General features: G+C 71.9%; 18 protein-coding genes and 1 pseudogene. 8 read left to right on the top strand and 11 right to left on the bottom strand.

From position 1 onward, the window contains the following. Positions 1-12: 12 nt before the first annotated feature. Positions 13-2,706 carry a sensor histidine kinase gene (locus tag ACH54P_RS33665; protein WP_489907332.1) on the bottom strand — a complete coding sequence of 898 codons (2,694 nt, stop codon included), beginning with the start codon at positions 2,704-2,706 and terminating at the stop codon, positions 13-15. Between the two features lie 186 nt (positions 2,707-2,892). Here ACH54P_RS33665 and ACH54P_RS33660 point away from each other — a divergent pair, with 186 nt between their 5' ends. After that, positions 2,893-3,858: an ABC transporter substrate-binding protein gene (locus ACH54P_RS33660; protein ID WP_489907331.1), complete on the top strand. Its 966-nt coding sequence runs from the start codon at positions 2,893-2,895 to the stop codon at positions 3,856-3,858. 31 nt (positions 3,859-3,889) lie between these two features. Here ACH54P_RS33660 and ACH54P_RS33655 read toward each other — a convergent pair whose 3' ends face one another. After that, positions 3,890-4,507, bottom strand: coding sequence for an LppU/SCO3897 family protein (locus ACH54P_RS33655; RefSeq protein WP_489907330.1), 618 nt, complete (start codon positions 4,505-4,507; stop codon positions 3,890-3,892). A 90-nt stretch (positions 4,508-4,597) separates the two neighbouring features. On the opposite strand from ACH54P_RS33655, the gene ACH54P_RS33650 reads away from it, so the two are divergent. Beyond that, complete coding sequence (locus tag ACH54P_RS33650; protein ID WP_489907329.1) at positions 4,598-6,244, top strand: DNA repair helicase XPB; 1,647 nt, start codon at positions 4,598-4,600, stop codon at positions 6,242-6,244. A 3-nt stretch (positions 6,245-6,247) separates the two neighbouring features. Here ACH54P_RS33650 and ACH54P_RS33645 read toward each other — a convergent pair whose 3' ends face one another. Together ACH54P_RS33645 and ACH54P_RS33640 are read right to left on the bottom strand one after the other, a co-directional pair. After that, entirely contained in the window at positions 6,248-6,892 is a 645-nt protein-coding gene (locus ACH54P_RS33645; RefSeq protein ID WP_489907328.1) for a response regulator transcription factor, read from the bottom strand. Beyond that, a complete protein-coding gene (locus tag ACH54P_RS33640) occupies positions 6,883-8,001 on the bottom strand; it encodes a sensor histidine kinase (RefSeq protein WP_489907327.1) in 1,119 nt (372 codons plus the stop codon). Before ACH54P_RS33640 ends, ACH54P_RS33645 begins: the two co-directional genes overlap by 10 nt. Before the next feature lie 108 nt (positions 8,002-8,109). Here ACH54P_RS33640 and ACH54P_RS33635 point away from each other — a divergent pair, with 108 nt between their 5' ends. Further along, positions 8,110-8,757 carry a DedA family protein gene (locus ACH54P_RS33635; protein WP_489907326.1) on the top strand — a complete coding sequence of 216 codons (648 nt, stop codon included), beginning with the start codon at positions 8,110-8,112 and terminating at the stop codon, positions 8,755-8,757. Positions 8,758-8,806: 49 nt separating this feature from the next. Here ACH54P_RS33635 and ACH54P_RS33630 read toward each other — a convergent pair whose 3' ends face one another. From ACH54P_RS33630 to ACH54P_RS33615, 4 genes are all read right to left on the bottom strand, one after another. Then, the gene (locus ACH54P_RS33630; RefSeq protein ID WP_489907325.1) at positions 8,807-10,186 is read right to left on the bottom strand and encodes a CHAP domain-containing protein; all 1,380 of its coding nucleotides are present in this window, start codon (positions 10,184-10,186) and stop codon (positions 8,807-8,809) included. 27 nt (positions 10,187-10,213) lie between these two features. After that, positions 10,214-11,656, bottom strand: coding sequence for a glycoside hydrolase family 19 protein (locus ACH54P_RS33625; protein WP_489907324.1), 1,443 nt, complete (start codon positions 11,654-11,656; stop codon positions 10,214-10,216). A 179-nt stretch (positions 11,657-11,835) separates the two neighbouring features. Then, entirely contained in the window at positions 11,836-12,612 is a 777-nt protein-coding gene (locus ACH54P_RS33620) for a tetratricopeptide repeat protein (protein WP_489916780.1), read from the bottom strand. After that, positions 12,609-14,888, bottom strand: coding sequence for an AfsR/SARP family transcriptional regulator (locus ACH54P_RS33615; RefSeq protein ID WP_489907323.1), 2,280 nt, complete (start codon positions 14,886-14,888; stop codon positions 12,609-12,611). The genes ACH54P_RS33620 and ACH54P_RS33615 overlap by 4 nt, the downstream gene beginning before the upstream one ends. Before the next feature lie 255 nt (positions 14,889-15,143). Between ACH54P_RS33615 and ACH54P_RS33610 the strand changes: the two genes are divergently transcribed. Beyond that, on the top strand, positions 15,144-15,905 hold the full coding sequence (locus tag ACH54P_RS33610; RefSeq protein ID WP_489907322.1) for a DUF4253 domain-containing protein: 762 nt from the start codon (positions 15,144-15,146) through the stop codon (positions 15,903-15,905). A 445-nt stretch (positions 15,906-16,350) separates the two neighbouring features. Continuing rightward, positions 16,351-17,220 (top strand): DUF72 domain-containing protein, encoded by an 870-nt coding sequence (locus ACH54P_RS33605; protein ID WP_489907321.1) that lies wholly within the window; start codon positions 16,351-16,353, stop codon positions 17,218-17,220. A 207-nt stretch (positions 17,221-17,427) separates the two neighbouring features. Here the strand turns inward: ACH54P_RS33605 and ACH54P_RS33600 are convergent, their stop codons facing one another. Next, on the bottom strand, positions 17,428-20,223 hold the full coding sequence (locus ACH54P_RS33600; protein ID WP_489907320.1) for an AfsR/SARP family transcriptional regulator: 2,796 nt from the start codon (positions 20,221-20,223) through the stop codon (positions 17,428-17,430). 74 nt (positions 20,224-20,297) lie between these two features. Here ACH54P_RS33600 and ACH54P_RS33595 point away from each other — a divergent pair, with 74 nt between their 5' ends. Then, positions 20,298-21,227 carry an o-succinylbenzoate synthase gene (locus ACH54P_RS33595; RefSeq protein WP_489907319.1) on the top strand — a complete coding sequence of 310 codons (930 nt, stop codon included), beginning with the start codon at positions 20,298-20,300 and terminating at the stop codon, positions 21,225-21,227. 14 nt (positions 21,228-21,241) lie between these two features. Here the strand turns inward: ACH54P_RS33595 and ACH54P_RS33590 are convergent. After that, positions 21,242-22,009, bottom strand: a pseudogene (locus tag ACH54P_RS33590) (DNA polymerase beta superfamily protein). Positions 22,010-22,132: 123 nt separating this feature from the next. On the opposite strand from ACH54P_RS33590, the gene ACH54P_RS33585 reads away from it, so the two are divergent. Continuing rightward, on the top strand, positions 22,133-22,348 hold the full coding sequence (locus tag ACH54P_RS33585) for a PspC domain-containing protein (RefSeq protein ID WP_489907318.1): 216 nt from the start codon (positions 22,133-22,135) through the stop codon (positions 22,346-22,348). Between the two features lie 182 nt (positions 22,349-22,530). Next, entirely contained in the window at positions 22,531-22,851 is a 321-nt protein-coding gene (locus ACH54P_RS33580) for a hypothetical protein (protein WP_489907317.1), read from the top strand. Between the two features lie 51 nt (positions 22,852-22,902). On the opposite strand, the gene groL is transcribed toward ACH54P_RS33580, so the two are convergent. After that, positions 22,903-24,531 carry a chaperonin GroEL gene (gene groL, locus ACH54P_RS33575; RefSeq protein WP_013230279.1) on the bottom strand — a complete coding sequence of 543 codons (1,629 nt, stop codon included), beginning with the start codon at positions 24,529-24,531 and terminating at the stop codon, positions 22,903-22,905. Positions 24,532-24,551: the final 20 nt, after the last annotated feature.

Raw genomic sequence — 24,551 nt, 5'->3', positions numbered from 1 at the left:
GCCTCATCCGTTTCACTGGTTCCGGGTGTCGTCTCCCCTCGCGTGCCGCCCTCGCCGGAAGCCGCCTTGAAGGCTTGTCATCCGCTCGCGCACCGCTTCCGGGGAAAGAGAGAGTATCGGCCGCTGCTCCGGCACCGCTCCGGGGCTCGCCGCGGAATCGGCGGCCTGCAGGAACGGCCACGTGTCTTCCGCGCCGTCCTCCTGCTCCAGCTCGGCCGGGGTCGGCCACTGGTACTCGGGCTCGATCGCGGCGGGCGGCGCGACGGGCGCGAGCTGCGGTTCGGTGTCCTCGTCGTCCGGCCGGGGCCGGGGCGCGACGGGCTCGGGCTCGCGGACCGGCTGCGGCGCGACGAGCGCGTGCCGCGGTTCGGGAGTGGGCTGCCGCGGCTCCTCCACGACCGGACGCGGCTCCGCCGGGCGCCGCGGCAGCTCCGGCACCGCGGAGGCGTCGAACCAGCGGGACAGGACGTCGCGGTAGGCGGGCATCCGCTCGGTCGGGGCGTCGAGGTCCAAGTGCGTGTCGCCGTCCGCGGTGGGCCACTGCGGCGCGTGGTCGCGGGCCACCACCGGGGCCCGGCGCGGCGGGCCGGCCTCGATCGACGGCGGCGACAGCTCTTCCGGCTCCGGCTCCGGTTCGGGCTCCGGCGGCGTGAGCGGGGCCAGCGGGGCCAGCAGCTCGGGTTCCGGCGCGGCCGGCGGCTCGGCGGGCGGGGGCGGCGCGGGCATCGGCGGCAGCTCGACGATCAGGGCGGACGGCACGAGCACGGTCGCGACCAGGCCGCCGTCCTCGCCCGCGCTCAGGCTGACGTCGATGTGGTGGCGCGTGGCCAGCGTGGCGACCACGAACAGGCCCATCCGGCGCGAGACCTCGACGTCGACGTCCGGCGGGTGCGCGAGCCGCGCGTTGGTGCGGTCGATCTCGGCCTGCGGCATGCCGGCGCCGTGGTCGATGATCTCGATCTGCCAGTCGCCGTCGTGGGTTTCGGCGCTCGCGACGGTGACCACCTCGTCGCCGGAGTAGCGCGTCGCGTTCTCCAGCAGCTCCGAAACGACGTGGACGAGGTCGTTGACGGCCTCGCCGCGGACCGCGACCTGCGGGGCCGGGCCGAGCTCGATGCGCTGGTAGTGCTCGACCTCCGAAAGCGCGGCGCCGACGATCTCGTCGGCCGCGACGGCGCCCGCGTCCTCGCGCGCCGAGTCCTGCCCGGACAGCACCAGCAGGTTCTCGCTGTTGCGCCGCATCCGCGTCGCGAGGTGGTCGAGCTCGAACAGCCCGGCGAGGGTGTCCGGGTCCTGCTCGTCGGCTTCCATCCGGTCGAGCACCGTCAGCTGCCGCTCGACGAGGTCCTGGCTCCGCTGCGAGAGGTTGACGAACATCGCGTTGACGTTCTCGCGCAGCATCGCCTGTTCGCCGGCGAGCCGGACGGCCTCGCCGTGGACGGCGTCGAACGCGCGCGCCACCTGGCCGAGCTCCTCGCGGGTGAACACCGGCACCGGCGCGACGGCGAGCCGTTTCCGCAGGTTCTCCGGGGCGGGCTCGGGGTCGGTGAGCAGGCCCTGCACGGCCGCGGGCAGCCGGTGCTCGGCCACCTCCAGCGCCGTCCGGCGCAGGATCCGCAAGGGGCGCAACAGGGAGCGCGCGATGACCACCGACAGCACGCCCGCGACGAGCAGGACGCCGAGCACCACACCGCCGTCCCAGATGGCCGCCGTGCGGGCCTGCGCCGCGAGCGCGTCGGTGCGTTGCTGCAACTGGACCAGCAGCGCCTGCTGCACCTGGTGGGCGAGGTTCACCGTGTGGGTCGCCGAGGTGTCCCACTGGTTCGGGTCGAGGCCCGAGAGGTTCTGGCCGTTCTCGGTGCGGGTGAGCGCGGACTCGACCATGTCGTTGCCGATGTCGACGACGAGGCCGATCACCGTGTCGTCGAACATCCGCTGCTGGTCGGGCGTCGCGAAGGTGCGGTAGTCGTTGCGCGCGGCGGCGAGCTCGGCTTCCGCGCCGAGCAGCGCGCGCGTGCGGTCGCGGTTGAGCGTGCCCTCGGCGAGCGCCTCGGCCATCACCGCCCGCTTGACCGACATCTGGTCCTTGATCCGGGCGAGCGCGTTGCCGGCCAGGCGCAGCCGCGCGAGTTCCGGGTCGGAGACGTCGGCGGCGGCCGAGTCGCTGATGTCGAGCAGCCCGGAGATCAGCTCGCTGTAGGAGCGCAGCACGGCGTCGGCGGGGAACGCCGAATGCTCCGCGGAGAACCGGAGGCCGCCGAGCACGCGCAGCCGGTCGTCGGTCTGCTGGAGGCTGTCCGCGGCCTTCGCGTCGAGCCGCGGCCTGCTGTCGGCGAGGGTCCGCTCGAACGTGCCGATCGCCTGGTCGACGCGGCCGCGCTGGCCGGTGAGGTCGGCGGTGTCGCCCTGGCGGTTCTGCGCGACGAACCGGACGGTGAGGTCACGCTCGCGCTGCAGCTCGTGCAGGGCTTCGGCGACCGTGCTGTCGACGCGCCCGCGCGTGGCGAATTCGGCGAGCGCCTGCGCGTCACGCAGGTCCGAGCTGATCCGGAGGCCGACGAGGGCGATCACGGCCAGCGCCGGGATCAGGAGGACGGCGAAGAGCTTCGTGCCGAGGCGCCAGTTGCGGAGGCGCCAGCGGCCGCCGGCCGGACGTGGATCCGCCGCGCCGCCGCCCTTGCGGGGACGCTTGTCGCGACGGGTCACCTGGTTTCCTTTTCCACCGCGGGCGGGAACCCGCGGACCTGACGACGCTCGAACCTACTGAACGGTAGCCCGCCCCATGAAGATCCGAAAGCCGCGCTGGCGCGTTACGGCCCTGCCCGCGATCGTATGGGGCGCGGACCATACGATCCAGCACGAGAACCAGATTCTCGCGGTAGGTGAAGGTTCATGATCAGACGCGGACGGACGATTCCGCTGGTAGCGGCGCTTCTGGCGACCGCCGGGTGCAGCATGTTCTCTTCCGGCCCGGCCGCGGCGCCACCGCCGCTGGAACGGACCACCCTGCGCGTCGGTGTGGGCAACGCCATCGACACGGCCCCGCTGCGCATCGCCGTCGCGGCCGGCAAGTTCGGTTCCGCGGGCCTGAACGTGCAGCTGGTCGAGCTGGGCGCCGACGACGGGCTCGCGAAACTGACCGGCGGCGACCTCGACGTCACCTTCGCCTCGGACATCGCGATCTTCCGCTCCGCCGCGGGCGGGACGGCCCTGCAACTGCAGGGCGAGGCCTACACGGCCGGGCCCAACACCATGGCGCTCGTCACACTGCCCGGTTCCGACTACACCGTGCCGACGGCGAAGAAGTCCCCGCGGATCGCGGTGAACATGCTCGACGACATCGGGGCGCTCGCCGCGCGTTCGGTGCTGGTCACCGGGGGCGTCGACGGCACGAAGATCCGGTTCCGGCAGGTGGCGTTCGACCAGATGCCGCAAGCGCTCCAGGCGGGCGACGTGGACGCGGCGCTGATGGTCGAGCCGTACATCACCCGCGCCGAAAAGGACCTCGGCGCCCACATCCTGGCCGACGGCGCCCGCGGCTCGACCCTCGCCTTCCCGCTGTCCGGCTACGCGTCCGCCAAGCCGTTCGCGCAGGCCAACCCCCGGACGCTCGCGGCGTTCCGCACGGCCCTGGGCGCGGCCCAGCAGAGCGCCACGGACCCGGCCATCGTCCGCGACGCGCTCCCGAAGTTCTCCGACATCGACACGACGACGGCGGCCCTGATCTCGCTCGGCTCGTACCCGGCGTCCCTCAACGGCATCCGGCTGCAGCGCGTCGCGGACCTGATGCACAACTCCGGCCTGCTGGCGAACCGCCTCGACGTCCAGGCCCTGCTGCCCGACCGGAACAGCTATTGACGAACTTGCACTCGGTCTACTTTTGCCCCGGCTAGATGTTCTCGCCGGCTTCGATGAGGCAGACCGTGCGTGACGGCGGACCCGAGTACGTCAGCACGTCGTCGGCGTCTTCGCAGTTGTCCTCGCGGTCGAACCCCGAGAGGACCTCGACGCGTTCCTCCGCCGCCGGGTCCGTGCAGCTCACCTTGCCGATCGTGGCTTCGTCGTCGACGTTGCGCAGGCAGTCGCCGGGCTCGACGTTCAGGGCCAGGCAGAGCGTCTGGCCGGTGCCGGAGCCGAGGCGGAACCGCACGTAGTCGCCGGAGGCGCACGCGATGCCCCCGCGGTAGGTGTTCTCGACCTTGTACGTCGCGTTGCCCGCCCCGCACCCCACGCGGTGGTAGGCGAGCTTGCCGGCGCCCTCGCGCGTCAGGTACAGGCAGTCGCCGTTCGACGGCGGGCTGCTGCGCTCGATCCAGGAGATGCCCAGCGCCCCCAGCGCGCCCAGCCCCAGCGCGGCGACGACGCACGCGACCAGCGTGATCCGCACCTTCGTGGTGAACCAGTGCGGAATCGGCGCGTGCTGCCCCGGTGCCGGCGGCATCGGCGCCGACGGCATCGCGTAGTCCGGCGTCCGGAACGGGTTGTCGTCGGACGGTGGTGTGGTCAACGTGCCCTCCCAGTGATCCCCTCGGCATATCGTCCCACCGGCGGACCCGCGACGGGAGCGGGCCGGAGCGAGGCACGTATAACAGTAGTTGTGACTGATGGCCCGCTGATCGTCCAGTCCGACAAGACCGTGCTCCTGGAGGTCGACCACCCCCAGGCCGACGACGCGCGGATCGCCATCGCGCCGTTCGCCGAGCTGGAACGGGCGCCGGAGCACGTGCACACCTACCGGATCACGCCGCTGGCCTTGTGGAACGCGCGCGCCGCGGGCCACGACGCCGAGCAGGTCGTCGACGCGTTGACGACGTACTCGCGCTTCCCGGTGCCGCAGCCGCTGCTGATCGACGTCGTCGACGTCATGGGCCGGTTCGGCAGGCTGCAGATCGCCAACCACCCGGCGCACGGCCTGGTCATGTCGACCACCGACCGCGCGGTGCTGACCGAGGTCATCCGGAACAAGAAGATCAGCCCGATGATCGGCGCCCGGATCGACGAGGACACCGTCATCGTGCACCCGTCCGAGCGCGGGCGGCTGAAGCAGGCGCTGCTGAAGGTCGGCTGGCCGGCCGAGGACCTCGCCGGGTACGTCGACGGCGAGGCGCACCCGATCGCCCTGGACGAGCAGGACTGGCACCTGCGCGACTACCAGCGGCAGGCCGCGGAGGCGTTCTGGGCGGGCGGCTCCGGCGTCGTCGTGCTGCCGTGCGGCGCGGGGAAGACGCTGGTCGGCGCGGCGGCCATGGCCAAGGCGCAGGCCACGACGCTGATCCTGGTGACGAACACGGTCGCCGGGCGGCAGTGGAAGCGCGAGCTGATCGCGCGGACGTCGCTGACCGAGGAGGAGATCGGCGAGTACTCCGGCGAGAAGAAGGAGATCCGGCCGGTCACCATCGCCACCTACCAGGTGATCACCCGCAAGACCAAGGGCGAGTACCGGCACCTGGAGCTGTTCGACTCGCGGGACTGGGGCCTGGTCGTCTACGACGAGGTCCACCTGCTGCCGGCGCCGGTGTTCCGGATGACGGCGGACCTGCAGTCCCGGCGGCGGCTCGGCCTGACCGCGACGCTGGTGCGCGAGGACGGCCGCGAGGGCGACGTCTTCTCGCTCATCGGGCCGAAGCGCTACGACGTCCCGTGGCGCGACATCGAGGCGCAGGGCTGGATCGCGCCGGCGGAGTGCACCGAGGTCCGCGTGACGCTGACCGACGCCGAACGCCTGGACTACGCCACGGCCGAGGCGGACGAGCGGTACAAGCTGGCGGCGACGGCGCTGACGAAGACCCCGGTCATCAAGTCCATCGTCGCCAAGCACGCCGGGGAGCCGACGCTGGTCATCGGCGCCTACCTCGACCAGCTGGAGATGCTCGGCGACGAGCTCGACGCCCCGGTGATCCAGGGCGCGACGAAGAACAAGGAACGCGAGGAGCTGTTCGACAAGTTCCGCCGCGGCGAGATCCGGACGCTGGTGGTGTCGAAGGTCGCGAACTTCTCGATCGACCTGCCCGAGGCGTCGGTGGCGATCCAGATCTCGGGCACGTTCGGCTCGCGGCAGGAGGAGGCCCAGCGGCTCGGCCGGCTCCTGCGTCCGAAGGGCGACGGGCGGCAGGCGCACTTCTACTCGATCGTCTCGCGCGACACGGTGGACACGGAGTACGCGGCACACCGGCAGCGGTTCCTCGCGGAGCAGGGGTACGCGTACCACATCGTGGACGCCGACGACCTGCTCCGGCCGCTCTGAGGTTCACGACCCGAGGTACCGCAGGACGGCCAGGACCCGTCGGCTGTAGCCGGCGGCCTGGGGCAGGTCGAGCTTGTCGAAGATCGCGTTGACGTGCTTCTCGACCGAGCTCTGCGAAAGGAACAGCAGCTTCGCGACGCTCGCGTTCGTGTGGCCCTGCGCCATCTTGTCCAGGACATCCCGCTCGCGCGGGGTCAGCCGGCCCAGCGCGTCCTCGTGGGAGGTGCGGGCGACCAGCCGCCGCACGACCTCCGGGTCGAAGGCGGCACCGCCGTTCCCGACCCGCTCGAGGGCGTCGAGGAACTCGCCGACCTGGGCCACGCGGTCCTTGAGCAGGTAGCCGACCCGGCTGCCGTCGCCGCTGATCAGCTTGGCGGCGTAGCGCTTCTCGACGTACTGGGAGAGGACGAGCACCCCGGTATCCGGCCACTTTTCGCGGATCTCGAGGGCCGCGCGCAGTCCTTCGTCGGTGTGGCCGGGCGGCATCCGCACGTCGGTGACGACGACGTCGGGGCGGTGCGTTTCCACCGCCCCGAGGAGCGCTTCGCCGTCCCCGACCGCGGCGACGACGTCGTGGCCCTCTTCGGCCAGCAGCCGCACCAGCCCCTCGCGCAGCAGGGTCGAGTCCTCGGCCAGGATCACGCGCACGGGAGCACCGCCCGCACGACCGTCGGACCGCCGGCCGGACTGTCCACAGTGAACTCCCCGTCCGCGGCGGCGACGCGTCTCGCGAGGCCGGTGAGCCCGCCGGTCCGGCCGATCCGGGCCCCGCCGCCGCCGTTGTCGACGATCTCCACCGTGACGTTCCAGTCGCCGCGGCGGACGTCGACCCCGATCCGGGTCGCGCCGGAGTGCTTGGCCGCGTTGGTGACCGACTCCGACGTGACGAAGTACGCGACCGTCGCGACCGCCGTCGGCGGTGGCCTGGAGAGCGCGTACGTGAGGTCGACCGGGATCGTCGCCCGTTCGGCGAGCGACTCGAGCGCGGCTTCGAGACCGCTCTCGTCGAGCGCGATCGGGTACACGCGCCAGGCGACCTCACGCAGTTCGCGCAGTGCTTCCTGGGTTTCCTCGTGCGCCTGCCGGACGAGGTCGGCGTCGCCCGTGCGCCGGGCCCGGCCGAGCAGCACGCCCAGGGCGACCAGCCGCTGCTGCACGCCGTCGTGCAGGTCGCGTTCGATGCGGCGGCGTTCGCTGTCCACGGCCTCGACAACCTCCGCGCGGCTGGTGGCGAGGTAGGACAGCCTGCGCCACAGCAGTTCCCGGTCGCTCGGGCCGAGGAACCGGTGACCCAGCCACCGATCCAGCGCGGCGACGCCGAGGATCCCCTGCCAGCAGAGGAAGACCGCGAGCGCGGCGAGCGCGGCGATCAGCAGCCAGCCGGCCGCGCTGCCGTCGCCCGGCCCGCCGCCGGGGGCGCGGCCGGCGACCAGCTGCCCGGCGAAGACGGCAGCTGTGACCACCCCGGCGCCGATGCACGCCCAGACACCCAGCCCGAGCAGGCCGACGGGCACGTGCACGAGGAGGTACTGCAGCGCCCGGCGGCCGTCGAAGTCGTCGCCGTTGACGGCGTCCAGGAACCACCGCAGCCGGGCGCGTTCGAGCTCGGCGAGCCGCCGGGCGCCGCGCAGGACGACCTTCCTGGTCGCGGGCACGGCGAGCAGAGGCGCGCCGAGGACCAGGTACAGCACCTCGGCGAGCGCGGTGAGCGCGCCGAGGCCGATACCCGCCGTCGTGCGTCCAGCCCAAGTGATCACGCACCCAGGCTAGCCAGGCCGGGCGCCTGGACGTATTGCGGTTTTCCGCAATTTCCCCGGTGGTGCTCAGCAATGTGCCCGGCTTCGTGAATCCCTACGTTCGAAGGCATGGACCTCCTGCTGACCACCGCCCCCGCCGAACCGATGACCGGACTGGCCGGCTGGGCCGTCGGGCTCATCGACGCACTGGGCGGCCCGGGCGCGGCGATCATCGTCGGGCTCGACAACCTGTTCCCGCCGATCCCCAGCGAGCTCGTGCTGCCGCTCGCCGGGTTTTCCGCCAGCCAGGGCGCGTTCACCCTGCTCGGCGCGCTGTTCTGGACCACGCTGGGCTCACTGGCCGGCGCCCTGATCGTCTACTGGATCGGCGCCCTGCTCGGCCGCGACCGCACCCGGGCGCTGCTGGCTCGCGTCCCGCTGATGAACGTGTCGGACTTCGACCGCACGGAGGCGTGGTTCACCCGCCACGGCGGCAAGGCGGTGTTCCTGGGGCGGATGGTGCCGATCTTCCGCAGCCTGATCTCCCTGCCGGCCGGGGTGGAACGCATGCCGTTGGGCCGTTTCACCCTGCTGACCACGGCAGGCAGCCTGCTGTGGAACACGGCGTTCGTCGTCGCGGGGTACGCGCTCGGCGAGAGCTGGACGCTGGTCGACCGCTACGCCTCGGTGTTCCAGTACATCGTGCTGGCCGCGGTGGCGGTGGCGCTGGGCCTGTTCGTCACAGTCCGGCTGCGGCAGCGTGCATCACGGCCGTAGAAACAAGAGTGAGGGCCACGCCCCCTCGGCGTGGCCCTCACTCCCGCGATCAGTACCCCGTCAGCTGGAAGTCACCGACCCCACCGGCCTGCTCGACCCAAGCCCCATAAGGACCGCCATCCTTCACCGTCAACGAACCATCCGCCCGCAGAACGCCGACCCGAGCCGTCGAAGCGTCGACCTCGATCGTGGCCGCGTCGGACAGCTGGTTGATCCAGCCCGCGTACAGGTTGCCCTGCTTGACCGACGCCAGGCCGTTGGTGAAGACGACGCCGAGGTAGTCGCCGGACAGGTCGACCTGCTTCACCCCCGACGTCTGCTCGACCCAGGCGCCGTACAGGCCACCTTCCTTGACCGTCAGCGAACCGTCGGTGCGTACGACCGCGATGCGGCCCGTGCTCGCGTCCAGCTCGACGTCGGCCGCACCGGAGAGCTGATCGACCCAGCCCGCGTACAGATTGCCCTGCTTGACCGACACGAGGCCGTTGGTGAAGACGACGCCGAGGTAGTCGCCGGAGAGCTCGACTTCCTTGGCGTTGCTGGTCTCCTCGACCCAGCCGCCCTGCAGGCCGCCCGCCTTGACGGCGACCGTTCCGTCGGTCCGCACGACCGCGATGCGCCCGCTCGAGGACTCGAGCGCGAAGTCCTTGACGTTGCCCGCCTGGTGGAACCACTCCTGGTACAGGTTGCCCTGCTTGACGAACAGGTCGCCGGAGCCGGTCAGCACGCCCACCATGTCACCGTGCACTTCGGACTTGACGATGCCGCCGCCGTGCACGGGAGTCCAGCCCGCGTACAGGTTTCCTTCCTTCACCTGCACCGAGCTGTCCTGGAACCGCACGCCCAGCCGCGGGGTGGCGGGCTTCGCCGGCTCGGTCAGGCCGACCGGGCTGACGAACGCGGAGATCTGCTGGCCGGCGATGAACTGGCCGACCCGGCCGGGCCCGGACCCGTACTGGACGCTGGTGCTGCCGGGGCCGCCGTTGCCCCAGTTGCCGTTGATGGTGCGGATCGTGCCGTCGCCGTTCACCGTGTCGACCAGCGCGACGTGGTCGGCGTAGCCGTTGCCCTGGTAGTTGAAGACGACGGCGTCACCCACCTGCGGGACGTAGCCGGGATCGGTGTGCAGCGTGCCCTTCTGCTGGCCGTACAGGTAGAAACTGCCCGCCGCGGCGGTGAGCCGGTCGACGTTGAGGTTCCGGTTGCCCCACACCCATCTGGCGAAGTCGGCGCACCACGCCCACTGCATCCGGCAGCTGTCCATGAACCCGACCCCGCCGAGGCTGTTCGTGCTGCAGGTCTGCTTGGCCAGGTTCGCGGCGGCGAGGTCGCGGACGTCGGTCCGCGAGTCCGCGCTGGCGGGGACGGCGCTCAGCAGGGCGAGGACGGCGGCGGCGAGGACGGTCGTGGTGACGCGCTTGAGCGACATGACGTTCTCCTTCGGACGGAACGGGGGTCAGCGGGTGCAGTTGATGGCGCCGTCGGCGACGGGCAGCGAGCCACCGTTGAAGTAGGCGAGTGCCTTCTTGTAGTCGGCGCACCGGTTGAGCGACTCGGTCGGGTCGAGGCGGTAGGAATAGCCGATCGCGCGGCCCACCGCGCCCATGTCGTAGTTGTCCGCGGCGGCGTTGATGTTGTGGGAGTTCCAGTACCAGCGGGCGATCTTGGCGCTCCAGCCGAGCGTGGCGGCGTCGTCCGGGTGGCCCAGGAAGTCGTGGCCGAGCGCGGTGCCGGCGGACTGGTAGTTGAAGTCGTTGGTCAGCTGGATGAACCCGCGGCCGTGGTACAGGTCGGAGTTGCCCCCTTCGCCCGCGTTGTAGCGGAACCCGCTCTCGTGCTTGAGCGTCGCGAGGAGCGCGGCCTTGCGGCTCGCCGTTGTGATGCCGCCCGCCGCCATCTCGGCGTTCAGGCTCGGCAGCCCGGCCGCGACGGTGTCGGTGGCGTAGGTGGAGCCGTAGACGGCGGTGATGTCGGCGAGCGAAACCTGGCCGCCCGGCGAGGTGACCGAGGCGGCGGCGAGCGCCAGCTGCTGGACGCCGCCGATCTGCTCGACCCACGTCCCGTAGAGGCCGCCGTCCTTGACCGTGACGCTTCCGTCGGTGCGGAGCACGCCGATGCGGTCACCGGCGATCTGCAGGTTGGCGGCACCGGGGAGCTGGTTCACCCACGGCGAATAGAGGTTGCCCTCCTTGACCGTCGCCAGCCCGTTGTCGAGCACGACCCCGATGCGGCTGCCGGACAGTTCCAGCTGCTTGACGCCCGAGGCCTCCTCCACCCAGCTGGACCAGAGGTTGGACTCCTTGACCGCCACGGTCCCGTCGGTGCGCAGCACGCCGATCCGGTCCGCGGAGAGCTCGAGGTCGGCGGCCGAACCCAGCTGGTCGACCCACGGCGCGTAGAGGTCACCCTCCTTGACCGTCGCCAGGCCGTTGTCGAACACCACCCCGACCCGGCTCGGGGTCAGCTCCAGATCCTTGACGCCGCTGGTCTGCTCGACCCAGGACGCGCTCAGGGTGCCGTCCTTGACCGCGGCCGTGCCGTCGTTGCGCAGCACGCCGATCCGGTTGCCCGCCAGCCGGAAGTCGCGGACGTTGCCCGCTTCCTCGACCCAGTCCGTCCACAGGTTGCCTTCTTTGACGAAGACCTTCGAATCCGCGGTCAGCACCCCGATCCGGTCGCCCGCGATCTCGAACTTCCGCACCCCGCCCATTTCTTCGACCCAGGAGGAGTAGAGGTTCCCCTCCTTCACGAGCAGCTTGCCGTCGGCCAGCACCCCGATGCGGTTCGCGCCCTGCGGAAGCTCGCCGGCGGAGGCGATCGCCTGCGTGCCGCCGAAGGCGATGCCCGCGACGAGCGCCGCGGTAGCGGCGCGGCCCAGCATCTTCTTGAGCGAAGACATGGTTGTTCCCTTCTTGACCATGAGGTTGCGGAAGTCCCGATGCGCTGTTTCACGCGACCGGAGCGGCGCAGTGCCGGTGTCCCCCTGGCGCTGCCTCCGGACGGGAAGAAGCATCTCCCGCGGAGGTTAAAGAAACCTCAAAGCCGGATTTGGGGCCCCGACCAGGGAAAATGCCGTACTCAGCGACTGACCGAACGGGAACGTTCAGCCGGGTTTGAGAGCCTCGCCGGACGCGGTTCGCCCGCTTCGCGGCTGCCGTGCAGCCGGAAGATGGCCGCGGCTTCCGTCCACGCCGCTTCGGCGCCGGCGGTCTCGCCGAGGGCGTCGAGCGTCGTGGCGAGGTCGCGCAGGGCGCGCGCCCGCCACACCGGGAGCGTGAGCGCGTCCCACCACTGGACCGACCGCTCGAGGTACGTGCGAGCTTCGGGGAACCGCCCAGCGGCGAGCTCCAGCTCGCCGAGGGTGCGCAGCATCAGGCCCTGGCCGAAACCGTCCTGCATCTCGTGGCAGGTGGCGAGGCAGGCGAGCATTTCGGCACGCACCTCGTCGCCGCGGCCCTGGCGGACGCGCACCTTGGCGAGCGCCTGCACGGCGTACGCCGACATCAGCGGGTCGTCGGCGCCGCGCAGCAGGTCGACCGCCTCCTGGCAGGAGCGGGCCGCCTCACCGAGCCGTCCGGCGGCGCGGTGCACGAGGCCCACCGAACGCAGGGCGACCGCCCGGCTGCTCGTGTCGCCGACGGTCGCGTACCCCGCCGCCGCGAGTTCGGCGGCGGCCAGCGCCTCGTCCAGTTCGCCCTGTTCGGTGAGCACGCGGGCGAGTCCGTGCAGGGCCTGGATCTCCACCAGCGGATCACCCAGCTCCCGCAGGTCGGGCAGGGCGAGGTCGAGCGAGCGCCGCGCCTGGGCGAACTGGCCGTATTCGCACTGCACGACGCTGAGGTCGAGCCTGCTCATGGCCTGCCCGCGCCGGTCGCCGTCCAGTTCGTAGGCCGCGAGGGCCTGCTCGTGGTACGCGATCGACTCGTCGAAGCGGTCCTGCTCGTAGCGCAGCCACCCCAGCCCGGCGAGCAGCCTCGCCTCGCCGGTCCGGTCACCGGTCCGGCGCGCGGCCGCCAGCGCGGCGTTGTGCGTGCGCCACCACTGGCCGAACAGGTTGCGCACGGCGAACACCGACGAGCACAACGCCGCGGCCAGCCGGGTGGCGATGTCGGTGAGGTCCAGTCCGCTGACGCGCTCGACCACGCCGACGAGGCCGGTCTGCTCGGCGTCGAACCACGCCTCGGGGTCGACCAGGATCTCGTCGATCTGCGCCGGGGACAGGTACGGGGCCAGCCGGCCCGTCTCGGCGGGTGTGAGCGTCGCGTGCGGCATCCGGCGGCCCGCGAGCTCGACGAGACCGAGCAGCACTCGGCGGCGCGCTCGGCCGCGGCCTTGACCTCGTCCTCGGACTCCTCCGCCTCCCCGCGTTCGCGGGCGAAGGCGCGCGTCAGATCGTGGATCTGGTACCGCATCGCGCCGCCGCTGTCGTCCACTGTGGACACGTCGAGCAGCTGGGCGTCGACGAGCCGCTCGACCACCTCCTCGGCTTCGTGGCCGTCGCAGCCGAGCAGGGGCGCCACCACCCACGCCCCGAACGAGGAGACGTCGAGCAGACCGAGCCGGCGCAACGCGGTCCGTTCCCGTTCGTCCAAACCGTCGTAGCTGAGCGCGAAACTGCCGCGCACCTCCAGGTCGCCGAGGGTGAGTTCCTGCAGGATCCGGTGCTGCACGCGAAGGCGCTCGGTGAGCCTGCCGACCTTCCACTGCGGCCGCGCCGCGAGCCGGGCGCCGGCGATGCGCACGGCGAGCGGCAGGTTGCCGCACAGGCGCACCATCTCGCGGGCCGCTTCGGGGTGCTCCGCCACCCGCGTGCCGCCGACGACCCGGCCCAGCAGGTCGAGCGCTTCCGCCTCGTCCAGCACCTGCAGGTGCAGGTGGGCGGCGCCGCCGAACGCGCCGAGGCGTTCCCGGCTGGTCACCAGCGCCGCACAGGTGTGGCCGCCGGGCAGCAGCGGACGGATCTGGCGTTCGTCGGACGCGTCGTCGAGCACCACGAGGATGCGCCGGTCGGCGAGCATCGTGCGGTAGAGCTGGGCTCGTTCCTCCAGGCGATCGGGGATGTCCTGCTCCGGCACGCCCAACGCGCGCAGGAAGCCCGCCAGCACCTCGGCGGGATCGGCGCGGACGGCCTGCACCCCGCGCAGCGAGGCGTAGAGCTGGCCGTCGGGGAACCGGTCGCGAACGCGGTGCGCGACGTGCGCGGCGACCGTGCTCTTGCCCGCGCCGGGCTTGCCGTAGACGGCGCACAGCCGTGACCCGCTGGCCTCTTCGGACAGTCGCCTGGTCAGCTCCGCGACTTCGTGCGCGCGGCCGGTGAAGTCCGCGATGTCGAAGGGGAGCTGGCTCGGCGCCGGGACCCGCTGGTCGGTCTCGGGCCGGGACGCCGTCGTCTCGGGTTCGTCGCGCAGGACGCGCTCGTGGGCCGCCTGCAGGACCGGGCCGGGCTCCAGCCCCAGCTCGTCGAGCAGCGTCGTGCGCCCGTCCTGGTAGCAGGCGAGCGCGTCGGCCCGGCGGCCGCTCTGGTGCAGCGCGAGCATGAGCTGGGCGCGCAGCCGTTCCCGCAGCGGGTGCACGGCGACGGCCGAAGTCAGTTCCGGGATCAGCGATTCGCCTTCGCCGGTCTCCAGTCCGACGTCGACGCGATCCTCCAGCGCCGCGACGCGCAGCTCCTCCAGCCGGGCTCGTTCGTTCTCCGCCCACCGGCCCTGCGTGCCGCCCAGGGCGGTCCCCCGCCACACCGCGAGCGCCTGCCGGAGGTGGCCGATCGCGCGGCCGGGTTCCCCGGCCGCCCTCGCCCGCCGCCCGGCCGACGTGTGCCGGGTGAAGGTGTGCAGGTCGACCTGGTCGAGGTCCACGGCCAGCCGGTAACCGCCCCCGCTGCGCGCGATCACCTCGGGGTCACCGCCCTCCGCCAGCGCCCGGCGCAGGGTCGAGACGTAGGTGTAGACGGCGGCGCGGGCCTGATCCGGCGGCTCCTCGCCCCAGAGCGCGTCGATCAGCTGCTCGAGCGGGACGACGTGTCCCGCGTTCACCGCGAGCAGGGCGAGCAGGGTTCGCGGCTTCGGGCCGCCGAGGCCGGCCGTTCGTCCCGCGATCCCCACCTCGACCGGGCCCAGCACGTGGAACTCCACCCGGGAAGCCTCGCAACCCGCCTCCGGCGAGACAAGATCCACACAGGTGACCCGCCGAATCGGGAGCCGGCGCCACTCCTTCGGCGCAACGGCGTGTCTCAGCAACATCTTGTGTCACACCCGCCCCAGCGACGCCCTGACCTGCGGATTTGCGGATTCACTCGAACGGATGAGCGGGCAGATCGCTGGAAATTGTCGGCCCCTCGAACTACTGTTCGAGGTGCAGTAGCCGAACACAAGTTCGAGGGGACGTCCATGACGATCGCACCGCTCCGCCCCGGTACGCCCGCGCCGCCGGTCCAGACCCTGCCACCGGGGTCGTGGCACGGCCGGCTGTGGGTGTCCGACCTGCCCCTGACCCGGCCCGAGCGCTACCTCGGCTGCGTGGCCGAGTTCGAGCGGTCCGGGTTGTGGCCGGTGCTGATCCCGCACGACCAGCGCTTCGCGGCGAACGGCGAGGACTGGATCGACGACCGCGGCAGGCTGGCCCCGGCCGGCCACCGCGTCCCGACGGCCGACGCGGCGAGCGCCCTGGACCGCTGGTGGGACGGTTCCTGCTGCGACGGCGCCTGCCTGCGCCCGTTCGGGGCGCGATTCCCGGGGCTGGCCAAGCGAAGCCCGCGCAAGTCCGACCCGCTGGCGGAAGCGGGCAACACGGGTTCGATCCTGGCCAACCGCGCCCCCCACCGCCTCGGCCTGGTGCAGACCGAGCGTCCGGCGGACATCCCGGCGCTCCTGGGCTGGACGGGCATGATCAAGTGCACCGACCAGGTAGCCGAGCTGTCGGCGGTGCTACGCAGCTGGGAGGACCGTTTCGGGGCGACGCTGGTGGTCCTGGGGTTCGACACGCTGGAACTGTCGGTGGCGGCACCACCCCGCAACCAGGCCAGGGCCTTGACGGTGGCGGCGGAGCACCGGGCGTTCAGCTTGCCGACCTTCGCGGGCCAGCCGGGGAACCTGCGGGAGTACGCGTCGGGGCTGGTGCAGTCACGGCATTGGCGGTTCTCCTGGGCATGAACGGACGGAGGTTGCGGGCGGAGGGGCCGGGTCGGGCGGGCGTGCGGGTGGAGGGCACGGCTTTCCAGTCCCCGCGGCCGGAGAACGCAGCTCTCCCACCGCGCCCCACCCTCCGCTTTGGCGGTGCAGCCGCCGTTCCCCGCAGCACGCACCACGGGCTCCCTCCCGACCAGCTCCGCGAGCAGCCGCCGCGACCGGAGAACGCAGCTCTCCGCCCCAGCGGTGCGGCCGCCGTTTCCTGCGCCGCCGCTCCGCACCGCACCCCACGCTCCCTCCCGGCCACCTCGGCGCGCGCGGCATGAGCAAGCGCACCAAAGGGCCGATGAGACGCGCGTCCACCAGATTGGGTCAGCTGTCCCGACCCGCGGTCCGCCGGTCCGGGTGGCACCCTCGCCGTCGCGTTTGGCCGGGCGGGAGAGCGGGCATCACCCACCGCGGGAAGGCGGTGAGGGCGATCGCCGAGATCCGGATCGGCACTTCGGGGTGGCGCTACCCGCCGTGGCGCGGGGTGTTCTACCCACCAGGACTCGCGCAGCGGCGGGAGCTCGAATACTTGTCGCGGCGGATGAACGCGGTCGAAATCAACGGCTCCTTCTACTCCCTGCAGCGGCCGGAGCGGTACCGCGCCTGGTTCGACGAGACCCCGGCGGACTTCCTCTTCGCCGTCAAGGGCGGCCGCTTCATCACGCACATGAAGCAGCTCCGCGACGTCGAGACGGCTCTGGCGAACTTCTACGCCTCCGGCGTCCTCGCGCTCGGCGCGAAGCTGGGCCCGTTCCTCTGGCAGCTGCCGCCGAGGCTCGCGTTCGATCCCGACCGGCTCGCGAACTTCTTCGCCCTCCTGCCGCGCACGACAACCGACGCCGCCCAGCTCGCGACGAAGCACGACGACAAGCTGAAAGGCACGCCGTACCTCGAAGCCGGGTCACGTGCTCCGCTGCGGCACGCGCTGGAGGTCCGGCACCCGAGCTTCGCCGAGCCAGCGGCGAAGGAGCTGCTGCGGGAACTCAGCATCGCCCTGGTGGTCGCCGACACCGCAGGCAAGTGGCCGTTCCTCGAAGACCAGACCGCGGACTTCGCCTACGTCCGCCTGCACGGCGACGAGGAACTGTACGTCAGCGGCTACTCCGATCGGGCGTTGCGCACGTGGGCCGACAAGATCCGCAAGTGGCACGACGGCGGACGGCGGGACGTGCACGTCTACTTCGACAACGACGTGAAAGTCGAGGCCCCGCGCAACGCCGAAGCCCTCGCCGACCTGCTCGGAGTGGCCCCGCCGACGAGACAACCGGACAGGACAGTGAGTGGACAGTGAGCGCCGTCCGCTTGGGTGAACACGCGGGCCGGACCGGCTTGCGTGCTGTCGCTGGGGGTCGGCACGCGGGCGGTCCGGCACCGGCACAACGCGCCCGGCAGCCCGCACTCCCGCGCTCGGCGGCCCGCACTCGCACGCCGCAACTCGGTAGCCAGCACCCGGCAGCCCGCACCGGGGCACCGGCACCGGGCACCGGGCAACCCGGCCTCAGCTCGACCCGCCCACCAAAGCCGCCAGCTTTGCCCGCACGTCATCAGCGTCCGGATGGCCCAGCTCCGTCAGCAACCGCACCGACCGGAGCCAGCACTCCCGGGCCAGCGCCGCCTCGCCCCGGCGGAGGTGGATCGTGCCCAGCTGGGCCAGCACGTCCGCCGCCTCGTACTGCTCGCCCATCGCGAAGAACATGTCCACCGAGTCGCGGATGCACGCGATGCCCTCCTCGAGCCGGCCCAGCCCCACCAGCGCCAGGCCCCGCGTGTGCTGCGTGAACCGCGTGTCCACCGGCTCGCCGTCCGGCCCGAGGATCTCCAGCGCCGCGTCGGCCAGACGTAGCGCCTGCTCGTGGTCGCCCATCGACGTGCAGACGTCGCCGAGGGCCCGCAGCACACTCGCCTCGAACGCCCCCAGCCCCAGCTCGCGGACGATCTGCAGCGCCTGCATGCCGTGTTCGTACGCCCAGGCGTAGTCGTCGAGGTCGTGCGCCGCCAGCGCCAGGTTGTACTGCGCCCGCGCCTCGCCCTCCCGCGCGCCGAGCTCACGCTGGATCGCGAGCACCCGCTCCAGGTACCGCCGGGACTCGTCGTACTGCCGCGCGACGCCGTTGACGACGCCGAGCCCGCTGAGGATGCCCGCCTCCCCCGGCCGGTGGCCGCTCGCCTGCGCCGCTTCGAGCGCCACCGCGAACACCGCGCGCCAGTCGTCGAGCCGCGAGCGCGTCACGAAGTAGCTCTGCATCAGCCAAGCGAGCTTCCAGCAGACGTCGTCGCGGCGCCGCCGCCGCGCCAGGTGCACCGCGGCGATCAGGTTGCCGGCCTCGTCGCCGAACCAGTCCAGCGCGTCGTGGTACTCGGCGAACTCCAGGCCGCCCTGGAGGTTGTCGAGTTCCAGCAGCCGGTAGTAGCGCTCCGGCCGCATCCGCCGTGACGCGTTGAGCGCCGACGCCAGGTACCAGCCCAGCAACCGGTCCAATGCGGCGTCGCACTCCGAAGCCGGGTCGAGCTGCGAAGCGACTTCGCCGGCGTAGGCCCGGATGAGGTCGTGGAACTGGTAGCGGCCGGGCCGTGGCTGCGCGAGCAGGTGCGCGGCCGCCAGGGTTTCGAGCATCGGCCGCGTCGTCGCGAGGTCCAGCCCGGCGACCGCGGCCGCCGCCGGCGCGGTGAAGTCGACGCCGGTGAGCAGCCCGAGCAGCCGCAGCAACCGCGCCGTCGGCGGCTCCAACGCCTGGTACGAGTACGAAAACACCGAGCGGATGTTCGTGCCTTCGCCGTCGGCGAGGTCGAACGAACCGAGCAGGTCGCTGTCGAGCGAGCCGACGAACTCGTCGAGCGCCAGGTCGGGGAACTGCGCCGCGCGCACGGCGAGGATCCGGATCGCCAGCGGCAGCCCGCCGCAGTAGCGCACGAACCGCGCGGCCGCCGCCGGGTCGCGGGCGACGCGGTCGTGGCCGATCGTCGCCGCGAGCAGCCCGACGGCGTCCTCGTCGCCGAGTTCCTCCAGCGCGATCCGCCGCGCGCCGTGCGTCGCGACCAGCGCGCGCAGCTGCCAGCGGCTGGTGATCACGACCAGGCAGCCCGGCCCGGGCAGCAGCGGGCCCACCTGCTCGGTGCGGTTGGCGTTGTCGAGCAGGATCAGCAGCCGCCGTCCCGCGGTGTGCGTCCGCCAGCTCGCCGCGCGGCCGTCGAGATCACCGGGGATCGCCTCGCACGGCACGCCGAGTGCGGTGAGCATCGCCTCCAGCGCCGCCGACGGCTCGACCGGCTCACCCGGGCCGTAGCCGCGCAGGTTGAGGTAGACCTGCCCGCCGGGGAACCGGTCGGCGATCTCGTGCGCGAAGTGCACGGCGAGGGTCGTCTTGCCGATGCCGCCCATGCCTTCGACGGACGCGATCGGCGTCGACGTGTCGGCGTCGAGCGCCTCCGGCAGCAGCGCGTGCAACGCCTTGAGGTCGCACTCGCGCCCGGAGAAGGCCCGCAGGTCGGCCGGCAGCTGGTGCGGCACCTGTGGTTCGACGCCGAGCCGGTACCGCGCGCCGCCGGCGGGGTCGCCGTCGTCGGCGCCGGTGAGGATCGCCTGCCGGGTGCGCTGCAGCGACGGCCCGGGATCGAGCCCGAGTTCCTCGGCCAGGACGCCGCTGATCCGGCGGTACACGTCGAGCGCCTCGGCCTGGCGGCCCGACCGGTACAGCGCGACCATCAGCTGCTCGTGCAGCCGCTCCCGCAGCGGGTTTTCCCTGGTCAGCCGGGCGAGTTCGGGGACGACGGTGCCGTACTCGCCCACTTCGAGCAGCGCGTCCGCCCACTGTTCGCGGACGCGCAGCCGTTCCTCGGCCAGCTGGCCGACCTCGTCGCGGTGCAGCGCGTCCGATTCGACGTTGAGCAGCGCCGGTCCGCGCCACTGCTCGAGCGCCTCGGCGAAGTGCGCGGCCGCCTGGCGGCTCTCGCCGCGGTCCATCGCGGCCTTGCCCCGCGTGGCGAGGGCCCGAAAGCGGGAGAGGTCCAGCAGGTCGTCGTCGAGTTCGATCAGGTAGCCGCCGCTCTCAGTGCGGATCGCGACCTGGTCGCCGAGGGCGCGGCGCAGGCGCAGCACGTACGTCTGGAGCGCGCCCTTGGAGCGGCGGCGGTCGTCGTTCCACAGCCAGCGGCCCAGTTCGTCGACCGGGACGACGCGGTTCGCGCGCAGCAACAGGCCGGCCAGCACGATCAGCGGCCGGCTGCCCCCGAGCGGTACCGGGCGGCCGTCGGCCGTGACCTCGGCCGGACCCAGCACGCGGAAATCGAGGACCACGGAGTCATTCTGGCCGGAAACGCGCAGTTCGGCACCTGTTTACCCGACCCGGGACGGTGGCATGATCGGCGACGATGAAGGTCTACGCGATCCCCCTGCGCAACCGGTTCCGCGGCATCACGGTCCGTGAGGGCGTGCTGCTGCACGGCCCGGCGGGCTGGGGCGAGTTCTGCCCGTTCGCCGACTACTCCGACGCCGAGAGCGTGCCGTGGCTGCGGGCGGCGGTGGAGGCGAGCGAAACCGGCTGGCCGGCGCCGGTCCGCGACCGGGTCGAGGTGAACACGACGGTGCCGGTGGTCGGGCCGGAGAAGGCGCACGAGCTGGTCCGCGCGTCCGGCTGCCGCACGGCGAAGGTGAAGGTCGCCGATCCCCGGTCGTCCTTGGCGGACGACTGCGCGCGGGTGGAAGCGGTCCGCGACGCGCTCGGCCCGGGTGGAGCGGTCCGCGTCGACGCGAACATGGCGTGGGACGTCGACACGGCGGTCCGGGCGATCGCGGCCCTCGACAAGGCGGCGGGCGGACTGGAGTACGCGGAGCAGCCGTGCCCGTCGATCGAGGACCTGGCGGCGGTGCGCCGCCGCGTCTCGGTCCGCATCGCGGCCGACGAGTCGATCCGCCGCGCGGAGGACCCGCTGAAGGTGGCGGTCGCGGGAGCGGCGGACATCGCGGTCCTGAAGGTCTCCCCCCTCGGCGGCGTGCGGCGGGCCCTGGAGGTCGCCGAGGCGTGCGGGCTGCCGTGCGTGGTGTCGTCGGCGGTGGAGACGAGCGTCGGCCTGGCGGCGGGTCTCGCGCTGGCGGGCGCGCTCCCCGACCTGGAATTCGCTTGTGGACTGGGCACGATTTCGTTGCTGGAAGGGGACGTCTGCCCGGATTCACTGTCCCCTGTGGACGGTTACCTCCCGGTCCTGCGCCAGGCCCCGGAACCCACGGAGGCGTATGCGGCGCCGCCCGGGGTCACGACGGCCTGGGAAGACCGGCTGGGCCGGGTCCGCGCCCTGTCCTGAGCACGGACCCGGCGTCAAGCTCGCCAGGCTGTTTCGTAGGCGTGCACCAGCCACCGGTTCGCCCAGTCCCGGTCCGGCTCCTCCGCCAGCGGCGACTCGCTCTTCACCAGCCGATCGAGCCGAGCCTCCAGCTCCGCCGCCGCCTCGACGGCCTCGTCCTGCGTGTGCTTCCCGCGACGCAGGTCACGCAGCCAGGTCAGCCACGGCTCGGCGATCGGCAGCGTCATCCGGCCGGTCTCGAGCAGCTCGACACCCTGGACGCCCAGGCGCACCATGTGCATCGCGTACTTGGTGTCGAAGCCGTACTTCGCGATCAGCTCGGGCCGGTTGACCTTCAGCGCCCCTTCGAGCAGCCGCCGGCGCTGGGTCCGCAGGTAGCCCGCGAACCGCAGACCCGCCTGGCGCGAAACGATCCTGTCCGCGTTGGCGCGCAGCTCGTGGCCGAGGCCGGTGCTCCGCACGATCTCCGCATCCGGCACGAAGAGCGGCAGCAGGATCGTCGGATTCCCGGTCAGCGCCAGGCGCATCTACTTGCGCAGCGAGTAGACGATGAGGTCGAGATCGCCGGGCCCGGAGCGGACACCCTCCGGCTGGGTGCGGAAGATGTACTGCTCGAACCGCCGCAACCCGGTGACGTACTCGGCCGGCTCCACGCAGAGCCCCATTTCGTCGCGGTCGTCCTGACCGTCGACGGCGGTGCCGTGCAGGCCGGACCCGACCTGGCAGCGCAGGATCGTGCCCCGCTCGGCGATCGCGGCGAACTCGGGCTCGTCGTGTTTCATGGTGAGAAGTTGTACCGGCCCCCCAGGAGCCCCAGCACCTGGTTTTCCCCGATGGCAAGTTCAGGGTCGGGGTCCGGGCCGTTCCCGATGTGGGCCGGGGCCGCTGAACGCGAACATTGAGCCATGACGAACAGCGTGTACACCCCGGAAACCAAGAAGCTCCGTCGCAGCAAGACCGACAAGATGCTCACCGGCGTCTGCGGTGGCTGGGCCACCTACCTCGGCATCGACGCCAACGTCCTGCGCATCGGCATGGTCGCCGCCGTGTTCCTGTCCGTCGGCATCGCCATTCCGATCTACGTCGCGGCGGCCATCCTGACTCCGGAACAGGACTCCTGAACGGGGCGGGCGCCGGCTCGCAGGGGGAGCCGGTGCCCGCCGGGGGCCGGGGGTGCACCGAGATGAACGGCCCGGACGCCAAGGGGACGTCCGGGCCGTTCGGCGTAGGCGGCTGCGCCTAACGGCCGAGCGGCCGAAAACCCGCGCTGCGAATCCCGTTCGAGGGGTTAGGGTTCGCGTTCGTGGATCACGGAAACACCGCCCCGAAGATCGTCGTGGGGATCTTGGGCGGGCTGTACCTGATCGGCGGGCTGGGGCTGACCGCCTTCGCCGCCTTCATCGCGCTCGCCTTCAACGACACCGGCAGCTCGAGCGTCACCAAGACCGTGCTCTACACCGCCGCGGCGCTGGCGATCTGGATCCTGCTCACCGGGATCGGCGCGATCGTCGTCGCGCTGGAGGCCGAAGAGGCGTCCACCGCCTGGCTCGGGGGCCTCGGCGTGCTCGCCCTCGGCGTCGTCATCGTCGGCGCCTTCGCCGTCTGGTTCTTCACCAGGCCATAGAGAAAGCCCGGCCCGCCGAAGCGGACCGGGCTTCCCGGAAAAGCGCGTGGATCAGAAGTCCATGCCACCCATGCCACCGGACGGGTCGGCGGGAGCGGCCGAAGCCTTCTCCGGCTTGTCCGCCACGACGGCCTCGGTGGTCAGGAACAGCGCCGCGATGGACGCGGCGTTCTGCAGCGCGGAGCGGGTGACCTTCGTCGGGTCCGGCACGCCGGCGGCGAGCAGGTCCTCGTAGACACCCGTGGCGGCGTTGAGGCCGTGACCCTGCGGCAGGCCCTTGACCTTCTCCACCACGACGCCGCCCTCGAGGCCGGCGTTGATCGCGATCTGCTTGAGCGGGGCCTCGACGGCCACCTTGACGATGTTGGCACCAGTGGCCTCGTCGCCCTCGAGCTTCAGGCCCGCGAACGCGGCCTCGGCGGCCTGGATCAGGGCCACGCCACCGCCGGCGACGATGCCCTCTTCCACGGCGGCCTTCGCGTTGCGCACCGCGTCCTCGATGCGGTGCTTGCGCTCCTTGAGCTCGACCTCGGTCGCGGCGCCGGCCTTGATGACGGCCACGCCGCCGGCCAGCTTCGCGAGCCGCTCCTGCAGCTTCTCGCGGTCGTAGTCCGAGTCCGAGTTCTCGATCTCGGCGCGGATCTGGTTGACGCGACCCTGGATCTGGTCGGCGTCGCCCGCACCCTCGACGATGGTCGTCTCGTCCTTGGTGATGACGGCCTTGCGGGCCTTGCCCAGCAGGGACAGGTCCGCGTTCTCCAGCTTGAGGCCGACGTCCTCGGAGATGACCTGGCCACCGGTCAGGATCGCGATGTCCTGCAGGATCGCCTTGCGGCGGTCACCGAAGCCCGGCGCCTTGACGGCGACGGACTTGAAGGTGCCGCGCATCTTGTTGACGATCAGGGTGGCCAGCGCCTCGCCCTCGACGTCCTCGGCGATGATCAGCAGCGGCTTGCCGGACTGGATGACCTTCTCCAGCAGCGGCAGCACGTCCTTGACGGTGGAGATCTTCGAGCCGAAGAGGAGGATGTAGGGGTCCTCCAGCTCGGCTTCCTGACGCTCCGGGTCGGTCACGAAGTAACCGGAGATGTAGCCCTTGTCGAAGCGCATGCCCTCGGTGAGCTCGAGCTCGAGACCGAAGGTGTTGCTCTCCTCGACGGTGACGACGCCTTCCTTGCCGACCTTGTCCAGCGCCTCGGCGATCAGTTCACCGATGGTGCGGTCGGCGGCCGAGATCGAGGCGGTAGCAGCGATCTGCTCCTTGGTCTCGATCTGGACGGCGGCCTTGTGCAGCTGCTCCGTGATGGCCTCGACGGCCGCCTCGATGCCGCGCTTCAGGCTGATGGGGTCGGCGCCGGCCGCGACGTTGCGCAGGCCTTCCTTGACCAGGGCCTGGGCGAGCACGGTGGCGGTGGTGGTGCCGTCACCCGCGACGTCGTCGGTCTTCTTGGCAACTTCCTTGACGAGCTCGGCCCCGATCTTCTCCCACGGGTCTTCGAGCTCGATCTCCTTGGCGATGGAGACACCGTCGTTGGTGATGGTCGGCGCGCCCCACTTCTTTTCGAGCACGACGTTCCGGCCCCGCGGGCCGAGGGTCACCTTGACGGCTTCGGCGAGGATGTTCAAGCCGCGCTCAAGACCGCGGCGGGCGTCCTCGTCGAACGCGATCAGTTTGGCCATTGCGGTGTGGTCCTCCGGTA

The organism is Amycolatopsis sp. N2S4-7 (assembly GCF_058119595.1).
The sequence above is the reverse complement of the archived record's forward strand: the minus strand, read 5'-3'. Positions and strand labels throughout refer to the sequence as shown.